This is a genomic window from Pseudomonas sp. LP_7_YM (genome assembly GCF_004364435.1).
GTDB lineage: Bacteria > Pseudomonadota > Gammaproteobacteria > Pseudomonadales > Pseudomonadaceae > Aquipseudomonas.
In genome coordinates, this window is sequence record NZ_SOCT01000001.1 from 168,961 (window position 1) to 188,605 (window position 19,645).

Here is a 19,645-nt window from a genome sequence, read left to right on the forward strand (position 1 = left end):
ACATCGTTTAGCTGAATGATGCCGACTGTTAGCTGCTTGCAAGCAAGCAGCCGCCTCCCTACAACCGAAAAGAGCGCTGCATTGCGCGCGCCAGCAATTCCACGGCCTCATCCCCACGCGATGCAGCGCTGCGCACCAGCACAATGTCATGGTCCGCAATCACTGGCATGCCTTCGAGGATCTGCATGCGCGTGGTGACCTTGCCACGGTCGATCAGGCTGACGGCCAATCCTGCCTCCACACACGCTTTGACCGCCTGACTGGAGTGGCTTTCGAGCACGATGCGCGAACGCCGACCTGACATCCTGAGCGACTCGGTCATGGCCTCGCGGTAACAGCACTGCACGGCGTGGACGGCCAAAGGCAATGGGTCATCGAGCGCCACAGTGGTGCTCCTCGGACCGACCCAGACCGGCGTGGTCGACATCAACACCTGGCTGTCCGGGCCAGCGTCCCCCTTTTGCTGGGCCACCACGGCCAACTGTAATTCGTCGCGCTGGACCCATTCTCTGAGTGCAGGACTGGGCCCCGTCTTGAGCTCCAGCACCACGTTCGGCCAGGCGGCGGCGAACGTCGGCAGAATTTCCCGGATGACATGGGTTGCGTATTCGTCAGGGACCCCCAATGTGATGCGTCCGGCGAGGTCAGTGCCATGCAGATCAGCCAAGGCCTGATCGTGTGTGCGTAACAGCTCTGCGGTCGAGATCAGCAGGCGTTTGCCCAGTTCAGTGAGGGAAATCGACTGGTTATCGCGATTTAACAGCCGCCCGCCCGCCACACTTTCGAGACGCTGAATATGAACGCTCACCGCTGCCGGGCTTTTATGCAGGTGCTCGGCTGCTGCTCTGAATTTTCCGATGCGCACCACTGCATGAAAGGTGCGTAACAGATCGATTTCTAGAATGGCGGACATAATTCAATCCTGATGAACGAGTGCTCAACTATATTTTGATTTATTAGATTACGCCCGTTCCGTAGGCTTTGGGAATGAGCCAATCTTCTCCGATTCAACACGACGAAATAACGCGCCGCTCTTGGCATCAGACCCTCCCGCTGCCCTTGCTTGAGGCCGGTCTGTTGCTGATGTGGAGTTCGGGATTCATTGGCGCACGCTTGTCCATCGATTACGCCCCGGCATTGCTGGTGGCGTTCTGGCGCTGCGTGGTGATCTGTCTTCTGCTGTTGCCCCTCGTCGGTAAACCGCTGCTCAAGACGCCTTGTCGCGTCCTGCTCACACACGCAGGGATCGGACTGCTGGCGATGGCAGGGTATCTGACCGGGTTGACCCAAGGCATCACGCTCGGGGTCCCGGCCGGGCTCGCGGCCCTGTGCGCGGATCTGCTGCCGCTGGGCATGGCGCTGCTGGCGGCGGTGTTTCTTGGTGAGCGGTTGGTGCGTCAGGTCTGGCTGGGGCTGATCGTAGGGTTGATCGGCGTGTTGTGGGTCAGCCATAGTGCGCTGGGGCTGGGCAAAGCGCCGCCGTGGGCCTACGCCTTGCCAGCAGCGGGCATGTTGTCGCTTGCGGTGGCGACGTTGTGGCAGAGACGCACCGGCACTTCACAATCGATGAGCCTTGTGCCCAACCTCTGGCTGCAATGCCTTGTCTCGAGTTTCGCCTTTGCTGCCATCGAGGGCAGCCAAGGCAGTCTGGCACCGATTCCCACTGCGGGCTTCGCTCTGAGCGTGCTGTGGACAGGCCTGTCGACCCTCGGCGGCTACGGGCTGTATTGGCTCTGCCTGCGCCGAACTACCGAGACCCGCGTGACCAGCGTGCTGTACCTGAGCCCGCCGATTACCTTGCTCTGGGCCTGGGCAATGTTCGATGAACCCCTGTCCTGGCAGATGGGGGCCGGGATGGCGGTTTCCGCAATCGGCATCTGGCTGATCAGGCGTACCGAAGCCCGACAAACCTTCGCCGCGTCACGCGACTCGGTTTCGACGACTCCCTCTACCGGTTCAGCCGGCCATTGAGATGTCGCCGTCAGCCCACCTCGATGGTTAGAGATCGGTGACTTCAGCGAACGTCCGATCGGACGCCATATCCAGACCCCAAGCCCTTTCCGCCAGCAGGTAGATGCCACGAGCGGTCTGCACCATGGTTTGCCGTGGCATCAGAACAAAGGGAATGACGCGCAACAGCTTTGAGGAGAGATCACAGCAAACACGTTATCGTAGTGTCGCGTGGGGTCCTGCAAGGGCTGCTTCAAGTCGCTTGCAGCCGGCCGAACCGCCACCGCTGACCTGACGCAAGAGGTCTGGTGCTATTAACGGTTGGTATCACTCAGATCTTAATTGCAGCAGGCTGATTGGCGCAGGGCGTGATCTGGCAGAACCTGCTGCCCGCAAGATCCGCTATCAAGGTGTATTACGACGAGAGGCAACGCCATGAGCAAGGGTAAGGAAGCAGTGAGCACCTTCGACGATTTCCTCCGGGCATTCTGGCTGGCTGCAGGTGGCGATGCCGACTATCTGTCGCTCGTGCGCATGACGGGCAAGGGTGACCTGCCGTCCTGCTTTGCGGTCTCGGATTTCGCCACAGCAGCACTGGGCGCTGCACATCTGGCAATCGGCGAACTGCTTCACGGCACCTCAAACGCTGCGCCACGAGTGGTGGTGGATCGGCGGCTCGCGTCGTTCTGGTTTGGCACCTCGTTGCGCGCCCAAGGCTGGTCTCTGCCGGCGCCATGGGATGCGGTGGCGGGAGATTACCGCGCGGCCGACGGCTGGATCAGATTGCACACCAACGCTCCCCATCACTGGCAGGCCGCCCTGGCGGTTCTGGGTACCTCCGCTGATCGCGAGGCCGTGGCCCAGGCAGTCTCGCGTTGGGATGCCGCAGCGCTGGAAAGCGCTGTCATTGAGCGTCAAGGTTGCGCGGCCATGATGCGAACCGCACAGCAATGGGCCGCGCACCCGCAAGGCTGGAGCGTTGGCAACGAGCCCTTGCTGCATCGAACCCTCACGGCGCCCGTGGATAAACCCTCCTGGGCAGCCAGCCCTGAGCATCCGTTGCGAGGCCTGCGCGTGCTGGACCTGACGCGCATTCTCGCGGGACCGGTGGCTACGCGTTTTCTGGCCGGGTTCGGTGCCCAGGTCCTGCGTATTGATCCCCATGGCTGGGAGGAGCCGGGAACGGTGCCGGAAGTGGTGCTCGGCAAGCGCTGCGCCAGGTTGAACCTGCGCGAGGCGCTAGAGCGCGGGGTGTTCGAGCGTTTGCTCAGCGAAGCCGATGTACTGGTGCATGGTTATCGAGCCGATGCGTTAGCGCATCTTGGGCTCGATGCCGACTACCGTCGTGCGCTCAATCCGGGGCTGGTCGATGTTTCCCTCAATGCCTACGGTTGGACCGGCCCATGGCGCGAGCGGCGCGGCTTCGACAGTCTGGTGCAGATGAGTACCGGGATTGCCGACGCCGGCATGCACGCCCAGGGCAGTGATAAACCTGTACCGCTGCCGGTGCAGGCCCTCGATCACGCCGCCGGGTACTTGATGGCCACTGCCGCCGTGCGCGGTCTGAGCCAGCGTCTGGCGACGGGGGAGGGGTGCCAGGTTCAAGCGTCGCTGGCCCGGACCGCCAGGCTGCTGATGGAATACCCGGCCGGTGCGCAGACGCCCCTTGCGCCCGTCGCCGCCGAGGATTTCGCCATTGGCGTCGAACACACATTCTGGGGGCCGGCGCAGCGGCTCAAGCCCGCCGCGTACGTCGAGGGTTCGCCTACGCGCTGGGAGTTACCCGGACGTGCCTTGGGGGCCGACGAGGCAAAATGGCTGTGAAGCGACACCTCAGGCGCCGGTGAGCCTCAGTCCAGAAATCTGCACGACACCCCCCCGCAATGAGTTTGCTCGCGACGGTGCCGGTCGTGGGCAGCATTTTTCCGTTTGAAAGTCAGTCTCGCGAGCAAATGAACGCCTGCACGGGAAACTGTGTTGGCTGTTCGACGACGCCGCTCACGATAAGCTCTTTGCAATGGAGGGACCTATCTGGACTGCGCCGAGCCAAAATGCAATATTCCTGACGCCAGACAACTAACGTTTTATTCTTCAGTACACAATACAATCATTCGCATTCCTGTTTTTCAAAAGTGCAGCCTCTTGAATTTCAACTTTTTCATTCTCTGGATACAACGGATCCGTCACAAATGTGACGTCAATAAGTTGAGTAATCTTTAACCGGTCATCAACCTTTGGATCCTTTTCTGTCAAAGACTACTACAGTCATATTTTAACTAGCGTGCTCAACTGCATAGGGCGTGGTGCGACAATGCCACTATGCATTAAGTTCAACCCTTACATGCTTTCTTTAGCTCGTCCACGTTTCCAGTAGCGCCTCAGGCCAGAGGCCACGGGCCCTGCGCTGTGTGAAGCCCGTCGCTGACTCCCGTCTTTTCCGAAAGTTGTAAAACAGCTAACTTAGTAAAGTTGTTATAAAATGTTTTGCAATGTTTTTTTTATCTGCTAATAATCTCCCCCGTTTCGGGCACTAAGGGTCAGCGACTTTCACAGTGAAGTGAAAATCGAACTGATCTCCGATCTCTGCCGTCCGACCATTACTGAAAACTTTCGAGCGAGTTTGGCACTTTCGTTTGCAAGTACGCTGCTGTGCGCGCATGTCTATGCGCGGGAGGAATTTGAATGGATCGTGCTCAACCAAAACTTAAAGTGCTGTCGATTTTCGGCACGCGCCCGGAGGCCATCAAGATGGCCCCGCTGGTCAAGGCGCTGGCCGCCGAACCCGGCATAGATTCACGGATCTGCATCACCGGTCAGCATCAGAGCATGCTGCAGCAGGTGCTGGACATGTTCGAACTCAAGGCTGACTACACCCTTGACGTGATGACACCCGGGCAGACCCTGAACACCCTGACCGCAGCACTCTATGCGGCCATTGATCCGGTACTCGAACACGTGCAGCCCGACAAGGTGCTGGTGCATGGCGATACCACCTCGGCGATGGTCGCGGCCATGTCGGCGTTCCACCGCCGCATTCCGGTGGCGCATATCGAAGCGGGCCTGCGCACCGGCGATATCCACCAGCCGTGGCCGGAGGAAATGAACCGCCGCTGCATCGATCTGATTTCCGATTACATGTTCGCGCCCACCGAGCAATCGCGGCGCAACGTGCTGGGCGAGCGTTTGCAGGGCGTGTCCTTCGTCACTGGCAACACTGTGATCGACGCGTTGAAAATCACCGCTGAGCGCATCGACAGCAATCCTCAGTTGCGAGCCTCTCTGGACAGTCAGTTCAGCTTTATCGATCCGAGCCGCAAGCTGCTGCTGGTCACCGGCCACCGCCGGGAGAACTTCGGCGATGGATTCATCGATATCTGCAAGGCGCTGCGCACCCTGGCCAGTCGCGACGATATCCAGATCGTCTACCCGGTTCACCTGAACCCGAATGTCCTGGGACCGGTGACTGAGCATCTGGGCGATTTGCCGAACGTGCATCTGATCAAACCACTGGACTACCTGTCTTTCATCCGTCTGATGCAGTTGGCCCACGTGGTGCTGACCGATTCGGGCGGTGTGCAGGAAGAAGCGCCGTCGCTGGGTAAACCGGTGCTGGTGATGCGCGATGTCACCGAGCGCCCGGAAGCCGTGGCCGCCGGCACCGTGCGTCTGGTCGGCACTGACCCTGACAACATCGTGCGCGGTGTGTGTGCGTTGTTCGATGACGAGCACCTGTGGCGCATGGCTTCGCAATCGGCCAACCCCTACGGCGACGGCCATGCCTGCGCCCGCATCGTTGATGCCTTGATGGGTCGCCCGGTGGATGAATTCGTGGTCGAGACACTCAACCGTCGGCCAGAAACCAGCGAGGCGCAACGCCCGCCAGTCACCCAACGTTCGGTTTCCAGCGTGTATTAGCGATGCCTGTGTGGCCGGCCTGCCATTGTGGTGGCAGCGTCGGTCGAAATTCCGTGGGAACCCGGCTTGCAGTGAGGATCGGTCCGTGAAGACGCCAGGGCTGACGCTGTCAGCCGGGCCATCCGTTTGTCGGCCTCCCACCCCTTAACCGTATTGAGCGAGATCTGCCTGAATGAAGTCTTCCGTTACCGTTCACACGGGGGCGTTGCACGCCCTTGCTTGCGGCATGAGCCTGCTGGCTGTCACTCCCGTCTTCGCCGTCGCCGCCGAGAGCCCTCTGAGCCAGGCGATCAGTCGCCTCAATGCCGACACTCGGCAGCAGCGGGTCATCGAGTTGCGGGATCTGGGCATTGATCGCCCGATTATCCTCAACGCCACCGACGCGCGCCGTGAACTGTATCTGCCAGTACCTGCAGGCGTTCCGCTGACCGATGCGACCCTGAACTTCGACGCCAGTTACCTGAATGGCGAAGCCGGACGCAACACGTTGCTGCTGTCGCTGGACGGTTATCCGGTCCGCTCGCTCGGCCTCAACGAAGGGGAGGGTGATGCCAGCGCCGTGCTGGGCGTGGACAAGGCTGCACGTGACAGCGGTTCGGTTCGCCTGGGTGTCGCCTGGTCGTCGATCATTTCCCGTGTGCAGTGCGAAGACGAACGCGCCATCGGCAACGTGTTGCGCATCGACCCCCACAGCCGCCTGAGCTACAGCTTCGATGCCGCACAGTTGCAGGATGTCGGCGCAGCCTGGAACGCCCTGCCAGGCAAACCAGGGATTCTGGTGGCGCCGGGTGCATTGTCCAGCGCCAGCTATGACGCGGCCTGGCGGCTGGGCGTGGCACTGGAGCGCATCGGCAAACAAGCGCGCATCGTGCCGTTCCCTTCGGTCAAGGACAGCATCGAGCTGGGTGATCTGAACATTCCGGCAGAACTCAAGCAGATCCCGGCGTTCGCTAGCCTCGATGGCAAAGGCCTGCACACGCTCGACGATGCGGCACAGATCGGTGCGTTGCTGATGTTGGGCCAGACTCCAGCGTTCAATGCTGATCTGGCGGTCAACGATCCGCAATTGCTCAAGGCGGTCAAGGACTCGCTGGATGCGTTGCAGGCTCAGGTGCAGGCTCAGGACGCGTCGGCAATCAACGCATTCGAGCAATGGCGCGAGCGTCATGTCAATGACGCCCTCAAGGGGTCGGGCACGGACAATGTGCGTCTGGCCATGCTCGGCGCGCATCCGCTGCTGTTGATCAACCAGGACGCTGCGGGCAAGGCCATTGGCCTGTTCACCGCTGCCTGGAACAAGCTGGCCCGTACTCGCCAGCTGACCGTTGGCGAAGAGGCGAACATGCCGCTGAGCGAAGACGGCCGCGTGGCGCTGACCCGTCTGGGCGGCAAGCCTGGCAGCATCGACGTGCTGGCCAAATCCGACTGGAGCACCAGCTTCCCGTTGGGCAGCGTCGCCTATGACGGTCGCGTGCCGGTCAGCGCTTCTATAGATGTTTCCGCCGCGCCAGGCGCTTCGGGCACACCGCCCGTGGTCAGCCTGTTCTACAACGATTACCTGATCGGCGCCAGGCAGCTGGATGCCGACGGCCAGAAAGAGCGTATCGAAGCGCGCATTCCGCGTTACGCGCTGGCGTCGCAGAACACCCTGCGCGTGTCGTTCCAGCGTCAACCTGTAAGCGATCTGTGTGAGGAAACGCCGCAGGCGTTCCCGGTTTCGGTCCTGCCCAGCAGCCACGTAACCCTGGAAAAAATCGCACTGGACAGCGACTTCTCGGGCATGGCCGCGCGCTTTGCCTCAGGCACTCAGGTTCTGGTGCCGCAGAGCTACCTCGATCGGCCGGCCAGCAGCCTGCCGCAAGTGATCCGTATCGCCAGTGCCAGCGGTGTATCGCCGTTGCACGCTGACTTCAAGGTCAGTAGCGATACGACCACGGTCGTGACGCCTGACAAATCCTTCCTGGCGTTCGAGATGCCGATCAAGGACAGCACCGAGTCTGTGCAGGTCAATGGCGAAGGTCATCTGCTGATCAACCACAAGGAGCAGACCCTGCTCGACCTCAAGTCCCTGAACCATCTGGCGGCACTGCAAGTGGTCGATTCGGGCAGCCAGCATGGCTTGATCTATCGCACCCTTGGCGGTCAGGCACCGAACTTTGCCCGGCCGGTGCTGCTGGAGCGCGGTAACGTGACCATTCTGGGTGACAGCGGCTCGCTGACCACCTTCGATGCGAAGGATCCGACCGGCAGCCAGATGATCGATGATCAGGAGCCCAAAGGCCTGGATGCCTGGCGTAAACCCTCGGCGCTGTGGCTGATTCCGGCTGCCGTGATCGCATTCCTCGTGTTGTTGCTGGCCGGCCGTCGTGCCCGTCGCAACCGCCAGTAACGGGAGCTGCGATGACCTCGCTTTATTGGCCTTATTGGCTGGCCCACTACTACAGCGCGCTGGAGGTCGCGACCATTGTGGTCGCGGCCATCATCCTGATTTCGAGTGTGGACGATCTTTTCATCGATCTGTGGTACTGGACGCGGCGCATCTATCGCAAGTTCACGGTCGACCGACGCTATCGTCCGCTGACCGCCGAGCAGTTGATCGCCCGCGATGAACAACCTCTGGCGATCATGGTGCCGGCGTGGCTGGAATACGACGTCATCGCGCCGATGATCGAGAACATGGTGTCAACCCTGGACTACAAGAACTATGTAGTCTTTGTCGGCGCCTACATCAACGATCAACGCACCATCGACGAAGTCGAGCGCATGCGCCGCCGCTACAAGCAACTGCATCGGGTAGAAGTGCCCCACGCAGGCCCGACCTGCAAGGCGGACTGTCTGAACTGGGTGATCCAGGCGATCTTTCTGTACGAGCAGACCCACGGTGTCAACTTCGCCGGCGTGGTACTGCACGACAGTGAAGACGTGCTCCACCCGTTGGAATTGCGCCTGTTCAACTACCTGTTGCCGCGCAAGGACATGATTCAGCTGCCGGTGGTGTCGCTGGAGCGCAACTGGTACGAGTGGGTTGCAGGCACGTACATGGACGAATTCGCCGAATGGCACGGCAAGGATCTGGTGGTGCGCGAAAGCATGACCGACAGCGTGCCGTCCGCCGGTGTCGGGACCTGTTTCTCGCGACGCGCCTTGCAGGTGCTGGCCGATGAAAACAGTAATCAGCCGTTCAACACCGACAGCTTGACCGAAGACTACGACGTCGGCGCAAGGCTGGCCGGTTACGGCATGAGTTCTATATTCGTGCGTTTTCCGGTGAAGTACCGCGTGCTGCGCAAGTCCTGGTTTCGCCCGCAGTACGAGTCAACGCTTGAAATGCCGCTGTGCGTACGCGAGTTCTTCCCGGACACCTTCCGTACTGCATTTCGACAGAAGGCTCGCTGGACGCTGGGTATCGGTCTGCAGGGTTGGGAACAGATGGGCTGGACCGGCTCACTGGCAAACCGTTACCTGCTGTTCCGCGACCGCAAGGGGGTGATCACCTCCTTCGTCAACATCGTTGCCTACCTGATCCTCGCCCAACTGGTGGCATTGATCATCCTTCGCGCCAGCGGCTTGTGGAATACCAGTTTCCCTACGCCGTTCGAGGCTCGCGGTCTGGTCGGGGTTCTGCTGGCGGCCAACGGTGTGGCGCTGCTCTGGCGTATCGCGCACCGCTGTTACTTCACCACCATCCTTTACGGCTGGCAGCACGGGTTGTTGTCGATACCGCGCATGGTGATCGGCAACTTCGTCAACTTCATGGCCGCAGCGCGGGCCTGGCGTATGTTCCTGGTCGGCAAGGTGCTTAACCGCAAGCTGGTCTGGGACAAGACCATGCACGACTTCCCGTCTACAGACCTGGTCGCGCAGGCACCGCGCAAACTCGGCAGCGTGTTGCTGTCGTGGCAAGCGATCAACGACGAAAGGCTGCAGAGTGCGCTGGACGAACAGCACACCCGGAAAATGCCGCTGGGTCGGATTCTGCTCAGCCACGGCTGGCTCGACGACGAAACGCTGGCCGAAGCCATCGCCTTCCAGAACGACTTGCCGCGGGTGTTCGATCTCGCCGCCAAGGTCCAGCCACACCCTGCGCTGGCCGATGAATTCTGCCTGCGCTGGCGGGTAGTGCCCCTGGCGCTGGATGCCCAAGGGCGTCCGGAAGTTGCAGTGGCCAGCCCGCTACCGGAGGAGGGGCTGCAACAGATCACTGAGCAGATGGGTCGCGAACCGGTGCAATTGATTGCCCGGGAAAGCGAGATCCTCGAACAGCTGCGTTTACTGCAAGCCGTTGCCGGTCAGCCTCTGCCGACGGCCACGCCGCTGTTGGGCGATCTGCTCATCGAACAGGGACTTATCGATCGCCAGACATTCAATCAAGCGATGCTGCAGTACCGTCCGCACATTCATGGTCGGATTGGCGACTATCTGGTCGACACCGGCGTGTTGTCGCGGGAGACCATCGAGCAGGCTGTGGCCGGGCAACAGCGTCAATCTTCATCGCACCAGCCAACGGAGCAACCGTCATGAAGCTCCCTCTGTTCTTTCATCACAGGCTCGGCCTGAACCTGGGCCTTACACTGAGCATACTGCCGGTGTTGTGCCAGGCTCAGGGCGAGCCGGGTACGCAGGTGCTGCCGCTGCCGTTGTCGGGCCCGGCATTCACCGTCGCCAACGAAGCCTATAGCGCTTATGACCGCAAGGACTACGACCTGGCGATTGCCAAGGCTCATGAAGCGCTGCGTCAGCGCGCTGACGCGGTGCAATTGCGCAAACTGATCAGCCTGGCTGAGCGCGACAAGTACCAGCGCGACCATCCTCAGCGTTACCCACAAGGCCCGCAGGGCCCAAAGGCACGTCCAAAACCTGGGTATATAGAGGGTAACCGAGCCCTGAAAGCCTATGCCGCTGGCGACTTTGACCACTCTGCAGCGTCTGCCCGCAAGGCCGTCGCCCAAGCGCCAAAGAATCTGGACTATCGCATGATGCTGATCGAGGCGTTGCAACGTGAGCAGCGCCTCGAAGAGGCTGAAGTCGCGACCAACCAGGCCATTCAGGTCGTGGGTCCTGAACCAGTGCTGACCCGCCGTCTGGATGCGATTCACCAGCAGATGGCTGTGGCCGGTGCGGCCCAGGGGTATAAGGCACTGGCGCGGGGCGACAACGATGCGGCGGCCACCCATGCCCGCGATTCGATACGACGTTTCCCCAACGAAATCGCTTATCGCCGGTTGCTGGTCAGCGCGCTGATCGCTCAACAGAACGACTCCGAAGCGCGTTCGGCAGCCACCGAGGCGTTGGCGTTGAAAGGCAACGACGCCACCTTGCTCGTTCAGCGTGGGCAAATACGTCAGCGCCTGGGCGATCAGAGCGGGGCGCAGCAGGACTTCGCCCAAGCCTTGGCGGTGGGCAACCTGCCGCTGCGCGAACAGGCTTCGCTGTATGCCGCCATGGGCAAGCCCAAAGAGTCGCTTGAGCGGTTGAATCAGGCGCGCGATGCGGGTGAGCTGCTGCCTGGCGACGAAGTGCAGATGGCCTATCTGCTGAGTCAGTCGGGTGATGATCGCGGTGCGCTTGCAGTGTTCAAGCGCGCTGATCGGCAGAACGGCCTCAAGCCTACCGAAGTGCAGGATGCAGCGTACACGGCCATGCGTACGCCTGACGACGTGCAGGCCATCGCCTACTTTCGCCGTGTGCTCGGCTCCCAACAGGCGGGCGATCTGCCGATGTCCGCTCAACAGGTCTTCGATACCCGCCGTGCGGTCTCCGACCTGTCGCGGGTGTGGGGCTTGACCAACACCACCACCTATCGCGGTTCAAGCACCTCCAATGGCTTGAGCGGCGCCCCGAGCCGCAACAATGACAGCGTGCAAAACAGCACCGAAGTGTTCTGGCGTCCTGCGGGCTATCGTGATGCGCGCTTTGTCGAATTGTACGGACGAGTCACCGACACGCTGTGGAACAAGAAAAGCGGCAACGATAAAGGGCTGGACGCGCTGCAGGGTGCAGTCGGCGTGCGGGTCAAACCCTTCACCGACTACAACGTCATGGCGGCTTTCGAGCGCACCTTTCCGCTGGGTGATTCCAATGTGAACGGCGACTGGCTGGTGCGCCTGGGCTACGGTTCGAGCATCGGCACCGATTTGCGTGTGGACGTGCCGAGCTGGTGGACATCGCAGTTATATGCCGAAGGTGGACGTTACCTGCAGGACAAGCGCAATTATTTCAACAGTGAATGGCAACTGGGGCGCAGCTATCGCATCGATAGCATCAGCCCGCGGCTGGTGGTCTTTCCGCATGTGGTGGCCGCCGTGGACTACGACTCCAAGATGCACAGCGAGGTGGATGCGCTGGGGCACGAGAGCACATCGTCCGACAATGCGGGTGGTTTGGGGGTGGGTGTTGGTACGCGTTACTGGTTTCATGAAACTCGCTACAAGGCTCCGCAGTCCTACGTAGACTTCTCCTTGCAATACCGGGAGAAGGTTTTTGGTGATGACAGTGCGCAAGGTGTCTTTGCGCGCATGACCTTTTCGTGGTGAGGCGTGTCTTGAACAAAGCGGGCATTCCACGGTTGGGAATTATCCTCCTGTCAGCGCTCCTGGTGTGCGCGCTGTGCGTGGCAGCCAGTGCGTTGCGCCCACTTTGGCAGACTATGAAACCGAATATCGCTGGGATTGTATGGCAACCGGACAACGCTACCGTCGGCATTGAAGGCGACTGGCAAAAGCTCGGTGTGCATGAGTTGCTGGTGCAATGGACTGCCGTGGATGGCGAGGCATTCGTCCCCGGGGCGGGCATGACAGAAGCACCGGTGTTACCTGACTGGGCTCGTATAGCCAAAGAGCCCTGGGCGCAGGATGTGATCGTCGGGCTGGCCGGCTTTTATAGCGAGACCAAGTCGCGTGACAACATCGAGGAATTGGCCACATTGTCTGCGCGTCTGGCCAAGGTGCAAGTCCCGCTGAACGTCACCGGCTGGTATTTTCCAGCGGAAGTCGACCCCAGCTGGAGTCGCGCGACAGAGCTGCCGGCGTTGCTTGCGACGCTGCCAAGGCCCTTGTGGATCAGCGTTTACGATGGTGCCAACATTGGGCCCGACGCGACTGCGGCATGGCTCAAAACCTGGCTGCCGGATGACATAGGTGTGTTCTTTCAGGATGGCGTCGGCGTTTACGCCCGCACCGCCCCGGTAGCGCGCACCTATATCGATGCGTTGCGCAAGAAGTTTGGCAAGAACCGGGTGAAAGTCATCGTCGAGGCGTTTCGTCCGCAGGTCGGCGGCGGTTTCCGTCCGGCGACGGTCGACGAACTCAAACCGCAGATCGCCGCCTACTCCGGCTATTCGCTGTACCTGTTCGACGGCCCGCACTATGTGACGCCGGAACTGGTTGATGAATTGTTGCAGTAGCGGGCGCGGACTTGACTCAGGCTGGGGCCTTTTGACCCCGGCCTGAGGGCGCCTTGCAACACCGATAGCGCAAATCTGCGTGATCGGTCAGGCCGGTTGGTAAGGGGTGTAGTCGATGTAACCTTTGCCATCGCCGCCATAATAGGAGTCGCGGTCCGGCGTGGTCAGAGGCCAGCCATTCTTCAGGCGGGCTACCAGGTCAGGGTTGGCGATGAAAGGCTGACCGAAGGCGGCCAGATCAATCAGCCCGGCATTGACCAGATCCTGAGCGCGTTCCAGCGTCATGTCTCCGGCAAGAATCAGCGCGGTTTCACCCAATTGTGCCTTGCAGTGCTTGAGCAGCGAACGCAATGCTTGTTCTTGAGCATCCGAGCCTTCGGCAGCCAGGAAGAAGTGTGTCTGGTCCATGACGTGGACATAAGCGATGCCTCGTTGGCTCATACCCGCGCACAGCGCCGAGTAGGTTTCGTCGATTTCAGGGTAGATCGGCATGTCGAACAGCTGCCCGTAAGGCGAAACGCGAATCCCCACTTTGTCGGCGCCGATCTTCGCTGTCACTGCATCGACCACCTCAAAGACGAAGCGCAGTCGGTCCTGCAGGTTCTGCGCCGAATAGCGGTCATCCCGGTCGTTGACCAGCGGGTTGAGAAACTGTTCGATCAGGTACCCGTTGGCACCGTGGATTTCAACGCCGTCGAATCCGGCAGCAATAGCGTTCTCGGCTGCCTGAGCAAAATCGGCCACCACCCGGCCGACTTCTTCGGTGGTTAGCCGACGTGGCGTCGACGTCGGGACGAAACCGGGCTCGCCGCTTTCCTCGTAGCCAAAGGCAATGGCGCCCTGAGCCGGTTTGTCGGTAGCGCTGACTGGCGCCTTGCCATCAATCTGGATCGAGGTGTGGGACACGCGGCCCACATGCCACAGCTGGGCGAACATCCTGCCACCGACGCTGTGCACCGAATCCGTCACCAGCTTCCAGCCTTTGATCTGCTCTGAGGTGAAGACTCCGGGGTTGAACAGGTAGCCTTGACCTTCGCGGGAAATCGGCGTGCCTTCGGAAACGATCAGGCCGGCAGTGCCGCGCTGGGTGTAATGCAGGGCGATCTGTTCAGTTGCGATGTCCTGGGGTGCGCGGGATCGGGTCATGGGTGCCATGACGAAGCGGTTGCTCAGCGGCAGACCCCTGAGCTCGTAACGTGCAAATAGATCGGTCATCAAAGATTCTCGTGTGCAGAAGGCGATTCAGGCTGCGCGGGTGTGGGGCAGTGAAAGCCTGGGTGAAAGATAAAGCGATGGTATGTAATTGCTGAAAGAGCCACAATTGCACGCCTTGGCAAAAGACTATTGCGATTCAAGCAATTAGAGGGACGCTTTCGATGCACCTCAAAGCTCACAGGTTCTTCGCAATGGTCGCGGTGACCGGCAGTTTTTCCGCGACAGCCCGGCATTTTCAGGTGCCGGCGTCGTCGGTTTCGCGTTTTGTCGCAGCGCTCGAGCGCGAGGTTGGCCAGCAGCTGCTCTATCGCAATACGCGCGCGGTCAAGCTTACGGAAGCGGGGGAGCGTTACTACCTGCAGATCCGCGAAGTGCTGGAGCTGCTGGATGCGGCGGACGAGGAGATCACCGGCAAAGGCGCGGAGATCCGAGGGTTGGTGCGGATCAACGCGCCGGTGGCGTTGGGGCATCTGCACATCGTCCATTTGCTCAACGGGCTCTATGAAAAATACCCGCAGTTGAGTGTCGAGCTGACCGTCACTGATGCCTTCATCGATCCGGTTCAGGAGGGCGCCGACATCACGTTTCGGGTCGGGCATATGGAGGATTCAGGGCTGATCGGGCGCAGGATCTGTGATCAGCAGCATGTGCTGTGCGCAAGCCCAGGCTACCTGGAAAAACACGGAACGCCGACTACCCCGGAAGCGCTGCGCAAGCATTGCTGTCTGGTCTACAAAGGCTCGGGCGGCGCTCAACGTTGGCATTTCCGGCAGCCAAAGACTGGCACGCTGCAAATCATCGACGTCAACGGTCCGTTGCGCAGCAATAACGCCCAGGTGCTGGTGGAGGCAACGCTGGCCGGTCGAGGGATTGTGTTGTTCCCGTCGTGGCTGTTCAGCAAGGAGAGCTTCACTCGCGACAAGCTGGTCAGGCTGCTGCCGGAGTGGGGCGGTTCGGTGGAGCAGATGCAAACCCAGATCTACCTGCTTTCCCCGGAAAACCGTCTGCGCTCGAAGAAAATCAGGGCGGTGTGGGATTACTTCGTCGAGGCGATTGGTTCGCCGCCGTATTGGGACGATCTGCAGGGGTAAAGAAGGCGTGACGCAACGGGGGGTGCCCATGTCGCTGCAGGCATGCTGGCACAGGCGGTGACCCGTGTGTCGTCGAGTTTCAGAGCCCGCCTTCGCTGCCGTCGTGCAGCGCTGGCGTCCCCCCTGGGATTTGCATCGAGCATGAAGATGCGCGAACGCGGCTTTTTTGCCCTGAGGGAGCTGCTGGAGCTGTGCGACGGCCGCTAAGGCGGCATATCAGGCCACGCCGATCATCGTGGATTGCGCCGCTCTTCAACTTCGGCCAATACCGCAAGGTCCATTTCACCCTGCCCGTGGTCGACCGCGTCCTGCAGGTTGGCCCTGACGTTCTCTGCCGTCGGCATTTGTACTGACACCTGGCGGGCAGCGGCGAGGACCAGCTCGACATCCTTAAGACCCAGCACCGCCTTGAAGGCTGCAGGTTCATAGCTTCGTTCGCCGATCAAGCCGCCGTAACCGGCATAGACCGGACCGGGGAAGAGGGTGTTCGACATCAGGTCCACCAGGTCACTGGATGCCAGCCCGTGGCGGGTCACCAGCACCGCCGCTTCGCTCACGGCCTGCACTGCCGACACGATGAGGAAGTTCGCCGCCAGTTTCATCGCGTTCGCCGCCGAGGCCTTGGCGCCCAATGGCCAGGTCTTGCGACCGATCAGATCGAACAGTGGCTGAACCTTACCCAGCGCCTGCTCGGGTCCGGCCGCCAGAATGTTCAACTGAGCCGCAGCCGCGACATTTGGCCGACCCAATACCGGTGCCGCGATGTAAGCCACACCCTGGGCGCTGTGCAGTTCGGCCAGCTCATCGGCGAAGGCCACCGAAATCGTTGCCATGTTGACGTGGATCAGCGGGGCCTCGAGCTGCTTCAGCAGCCCGGAATCGAGCAGCACCGAGCGCAGCGCCTTGTCATCGGCGAGCATGCTGAAGACCACGTCGGCGGCAAAGGCTTCTGCAGGCACTGTCGCCGCGTTGGCGCCAAGCTCTACCAATGGCTGGGTCGCTTCAGGCGAGCGGTTCCAGACCCACAGTTGGTGTCCGCCTTTCAACAGATTGGCCGCGATGGCCTGTCCCATGTTGCCCAGGCCCAGGAAACCGATTTTCATCCGATATATCTCCGGTAAGCAGCGTAATGAAGGTGAGGTGCGCAGTGATCGCACTCTAGCATCCTCCTTGGTGCCTTCCGTAGTCTCGGTCAATGCGAACCCGCGTCGAGGCGAGTCGGGTTTATCCCTGACAGCCGGCATCCAACTGTCCGATACCGATCTGTTCAGTGGTTTTGTACTCTCGATCCAGTTGCCTGGTCCCAGCCCTTGCGCTTCACGCTCAAGTGGTGATTGTATTGCGGCCCTTGATCGCGGGGCGCTCGAGACTCTTGCAGCGCTGTTCTACCTTCGTTTAGCGCAAAGCCATTCTCATGACTCTGGAAGTATTCGCGGTCATCATGCTGGGCGCGGTCCTGCATGCGTCCTGGAACGCTGTGGTCAAGGGGGGCGAGGACAAGCTCCTCACTACCTGCATGATCACCTCCGTAGCGACAGCCGTTGCCTTGCTCGTCGTCCCTTTTCTGCAGTTGCCGGCGCCGCAAAGCTGGCCGTTTCTGGGGCTGTCGGTGCTTCTTCAAGTCCTTTACTTCGTGCTCGTGGCGACCACTTATCGAATGGCTGACATGAGTCAGACCTACCCGATCATGCGCGGCACCGCGCCGTTGCTGGTTGCGCTGGTGAGTCTGATGCTGTTCCCGGACACCCTTTCTTTCTTCGCCTGGGCCGGCATTGCGATCATTTGTGTCGGTATCCTGTGCATGGCCGGCAGACCCTCAGCGGAACAGCGAAAGGGCGTGGTACTGGCCCTGATCAACGCCTGTGTCATCGCCGCTTATACCTTGATCGACGGCCTGGGCGTGCGTCGATCCGGTGCGCCTGTGGCCTATACCCTGTGGATATTCCTGCTGACCGGAATGCCTCTCGCCGCGTGGGCTCTGGCCAGGCAGCGGGTGGCCTTCGGCAGCTATGTCATGCGCAATTGGCGGCTCGGCGTGGTTGGCGGCGTTGGAACCGTTGCTTCATACGGGCTAGCGTTGTGGGCCATGACGGTGGCGCCTGTCGCCGTGGTTTCTGCACTCAGGGAAACGTCGATCCTGTTCGGTGTCACCATCTCGGCGCTGGTACTCAAAGAGCATCTGCCGCGTATTCGCATTGCCGCTGCCTGCATCATTGCCGCCGGGGCGATTGTGCTGCGCCTCGGGTAAGCCCTGTCACCTGACGCCTTTACCTGCGTCGTTGGCCTTGGGTGGATTCCCCCGCGAATCTGCTCCTGTCCCGGTTGCGATGCTGGAGCCGCGAGGGCTGCGCCTGTTAAGATTCGCGGCTTGTTCGACCTATTCGGAATTTTCCATGACCACCGTTCGTACCCGCATCGCGCCATCGCCCACCGGCGACCCTCACGTTGGCACGGCTTACATCGCGCTCTTCAACTACTGCTTCGCCAAGCAGCATGGTGGCGAATTCATCCTGCGCATTGAAGACACCGATCAGTTGCGCTCGACCCGCGAGTCCGAACAACAGATTTTCGACTCGCTGCGCTGGCTTGGCATCGAGTGGAGCGAGGGGCCGGACGTCGGTGGTCCGCATGGTCCGTATCGTCAGAGCGAGCGCGGCGACATCTATAAGAAGTACACCCGGCAACTGGTCGACGCCGGGCATGCCTTCCCTTGCTTCTGCACCGCCGAAGAACTGGACCAGATGCGTGCCGAGCAGATGGCCCGTGGCGAAACCCCACGTTATGACGGTCGTGCGCTGCTGCTTTCCAAGGAAGAAGTCGAGCGTCGCCTTGCCGCTGGCGAGCCCCATGTGATCCGCATGAAGGTGCCAAGCGAAGGCGTGTGCGTGGTGCCTGACATTCTGCGTGGCGAAGTCGAAATCCCATGGGACCGCATGGACATGCAGGTGCTGATGAAGACTGACGGCCTGCCGACCTACTTTCTGGCCAACGTTGTCGACGACCATCTGATGGGCATCACCCACGTGCTGCGCGGCGAAGAATGGCTGCCGTCGGCACCGAAACTGATCCTGCTCTACGAATACTTCGGCTGGGAAAAACCGGCCCTGTGCTACATGCCGCTGTTGCGCAACCCGGACAAGAGCAAGCTGTCCAAGCGCAAGAACCCGACCTCGGTGACGTTCTACGAACGCATGGGCTTCATGCCCGAAGCGATGCTCAACTACCTGGGTCGCATGGGTTGGTCGATGCCGGACGAGCGCGAGAAGTTCTCGCTGCAGGAAATGGTCGATAACTTCGACCTGACCCGCGTTTCTCTTGGCGGGCCGATTTTCGACATCGAGAAACTCTCCTGGCTCAACGGCCAGTGGCTGCGTGAGCTGCCGGTCGACGAATTTGCCTCGCGGTTGCAGACGTGGGCGTTCAACCGTGACTACATGATGAAGATCGCGCCGCATGTGCAAGGGCGCGTCGAAACCTTCAGTCAGGTCGCACCGCTGGGCGGGTTCTTCTTCGCCGGGGGCGTGAACCCGGACGTGAAATTGTTCGAGCACAAGAAGCTTTCGCCGGAACAGGTGCGTCAGGTCATGCAACTGATTCTGTGGAAGCTCGAATCGCTGCGTCAGTGGGAAAAGGACACCATTACCGGTTGTATTCAGGCGGTGGTCGAGCATTTGCAGCTCAAGCTGCGGGACGCAATGCCGCTGATGTTCGCTGCTATCACCGGTCATGCGAACTCTGTTTCGGTAACCGACGCGATGGAAATTCTCGGCCCCGACCTGACCCGCTATCGTCTGCGCCAAGCGCTGGAGCTGCTCGGTGGCGTGTCGAAGAAGGAAAACAAGGAATGGGAGAAGCTGCTCGGAGCCATTGGCTGAGCAGTGGCCGGTCGTTTTGCATCCTGTGAGGGGGTGCATGACGATCAATGAACTTCCGTTGTTTTTCAGTGCAGGCGGCCAAGTGCTGGGGAAGGGCGGTAAGTGATTGTTATCCCGGAAAATTCTTTTGAAATATGTTTAAAAAGAGTTTGACAGGTATTCGGGTCGCACTTAATATGCGCCCCGTCCACACGGCA

The 19,645-nt window shown here is 60.6% G+C and carries 13 protein-coding genes; 10 read left to right on the top strand and 3 right to left on the bottom strand.

Going from position 1 to position 19,645, the window contains the following annotated elements; translation table 11 throughout:
- Positions 1-58: 58 nt before the first annotated feature.
- Positions 59-913 carry a LysR family transcriptional regulator gene (locus EC915_RS00840; protein ID WP_133748636.1) on the bottom strand — a complete coding sequence of 285 codons (855 nt, stop codon included), beginning with the start codon at positions 911-913 and terminating at the stop codon, positions 59-61.
- A gap of 74 nt (positions 914-987) precedes the next feature.
- On the opposite strand from EC915_RS00840, the gene EC915_RS00845 reads away from it, so the two are divergent.
- From EC915_RS00845 to EC915_RS00875, 7 genes are all read left to right on the top strand, one after another.
- Positions 988-1,971: a DMT family transporter gene (locus tag EC915_RS00845; RefSeq protein WP_133748637.1), complete on the top strand. Its 984-nt coding sequence runs from the start codon at positions 988-990 to the stop codon at positions 1,969-1,971.
- A 513-nt stretch (positions 1,972-2,484) separates the two neighbouring features.
- Complete coding sequence (locus tag EC915_RS00850) at positions 2,485-3,774, top strand: CoA transferase (RefSeq protein ID WP_372237846.1); 1,290 nt, start codon at positions 2,485-2,487, stop codon at positions 3,772-3,774.
- 858 nt (positions 3,775-4,632) lie between these two features.
- Positions 4,633-5,865 carry a non-hydrolyzing UDP-N-acetylglucosamine 2-epimerase gene (wecB, locus tag EC915_RS00855; protein WP_133748639.1) on the top strand — a complete coding sequence of 411 codons (1,233 nt, stop codon included), beginning with the start codon at positions 4,633-4,635 and terminating at the stop codon, positions 5,863-5,865.
- Positions 5,866-6,037: 172 nt separating this feature from the next.
- On the top strand, positions 6,038-8,254 hold the full coding sequence (locus EC915_RS00860; protein WP_133748640.1) for a cellulose biosynthesis cyclic di-GMP-binding regulatory protein BcsB: 2,217 nt from the start codon (positions 6,038-6,040) through the stop codon (positions 8,252-8,254).
- A gap of 11 nt (positions 8,255-8,265) precedes the next feature.
- Positions 8,266-10,386 (top strand): glycosyl transferase family protein, encoded by a 2,121-nt coding sequence (locus tag EC915_RS00865; RefSeq protein ID WP_133748641.1) that lies wholly within the window; start codon positions 8,266-8,268, stop codon positions 10,384-10,386.
- Positions 10,383-12,398 carry a tetratricopeptide repeat protein gene (locus EC915_RS00870; RefSeq protein ID WP_133748642.1) on the top strand — a complete coding sequence of 672 codons (2,016 nt, stop codon included), beginning with the start codon at positions 10,383-10,385 and terminating at the stop codon, positions 12,396-12,398. The genes EC915_RS00865 and EC915_RS00870 overlap by 4 nt, the downstream gene beginning before the upstream one ends.
- 113 nt (positions 12,399-12,511) lie before the next feature.
- Positions 12,512-13,267, top strand: coding sequence for a hypothetical protein (locus EC915_RS00875; RefSeq protein ID WP_256658620.1), 756 nt, complete (start codon positions 12,512-12,514; stop codon positions 13,265-13,267).
- 87 nt (positions 13,268-13,354) lie between these two features.
- Here the strand turns inward: EC915_RS00875 and EC915_RS00880 are convergent, their stop codons facing one another.
- Positions 13,355-14,482 (bottom strand): alkene reductase, encoded by a 1,128-nt coding sequence (locus tag EC915_RS00880; RefSeq protein ID WP_133748643.1) that lies wholly within the window; start codon positions 14,480-14,482, stop codon positions 13,355-13,357.
- Between the two features lie 161 nt (positions 14,483-14,643).
- Between EC915_RS00880 and EC915_RS00885 the strand changes: the two genes are divergently transcribed.
- A complete protein-coding gene (locus EC915_RS00885; protein WP_133748644.1) occupies positions 14,644-15,573 on the top strand; it encodes a LysR family transcriptional regulator in 930 nt (309 codons plus the stop codon).
- A 230-nt stretch (positions 15,574-15,803) separates the two neighbouring features.
- Here the strand turns inward: EC915_RS00885 and EC915_RS00890 are convergent, their stop codons facing one another.
- Positions 15,804-16,817 (bottom strand): NAD(P)-dependent oxidoreductase, encoded by a 1,014-nt coding sequence (locus EC915_RS00890; protein WP_133748645.1) that lies wholly within the window; start codon positions 16,815-16,817, stop codon positions 15,804-15,806.
- Between the two features lie 170 nt (positions 16,818-16,987).
- Between EC915_RS00890 and EC915_RS00895 the strand changes: the two genes are divergently transcribed.
- Both EC915_RS00895 and gltX read left to right on the top strand, forming a co-directional pair.
- Complete coding sequence (locus EC915_RS00895) at positions 16,988-17,821, top strand: EamA family transporter (protein ID WP_133748646.1); 834 nt, start codon at positions 16,988-16,990, stop codon at positions 17,819-17,821.
- A gap of 145 nt (positions 17,822-17,966) precedes the next feature.
- Positions 17,967-19,448: a glutamate--tRNA ligase gene (gene gltX / locus EC915_RS00900; RefSeq protein ID WP_133748647.1), complete on the top strand. Its 1,482-nt coding sequence runs from the start codon at positions 17,967-17,969 to the stop codon at positions 19,446-19,448.
- Positions 19,449-19,645: the final 197 nt, after the last annotated feature.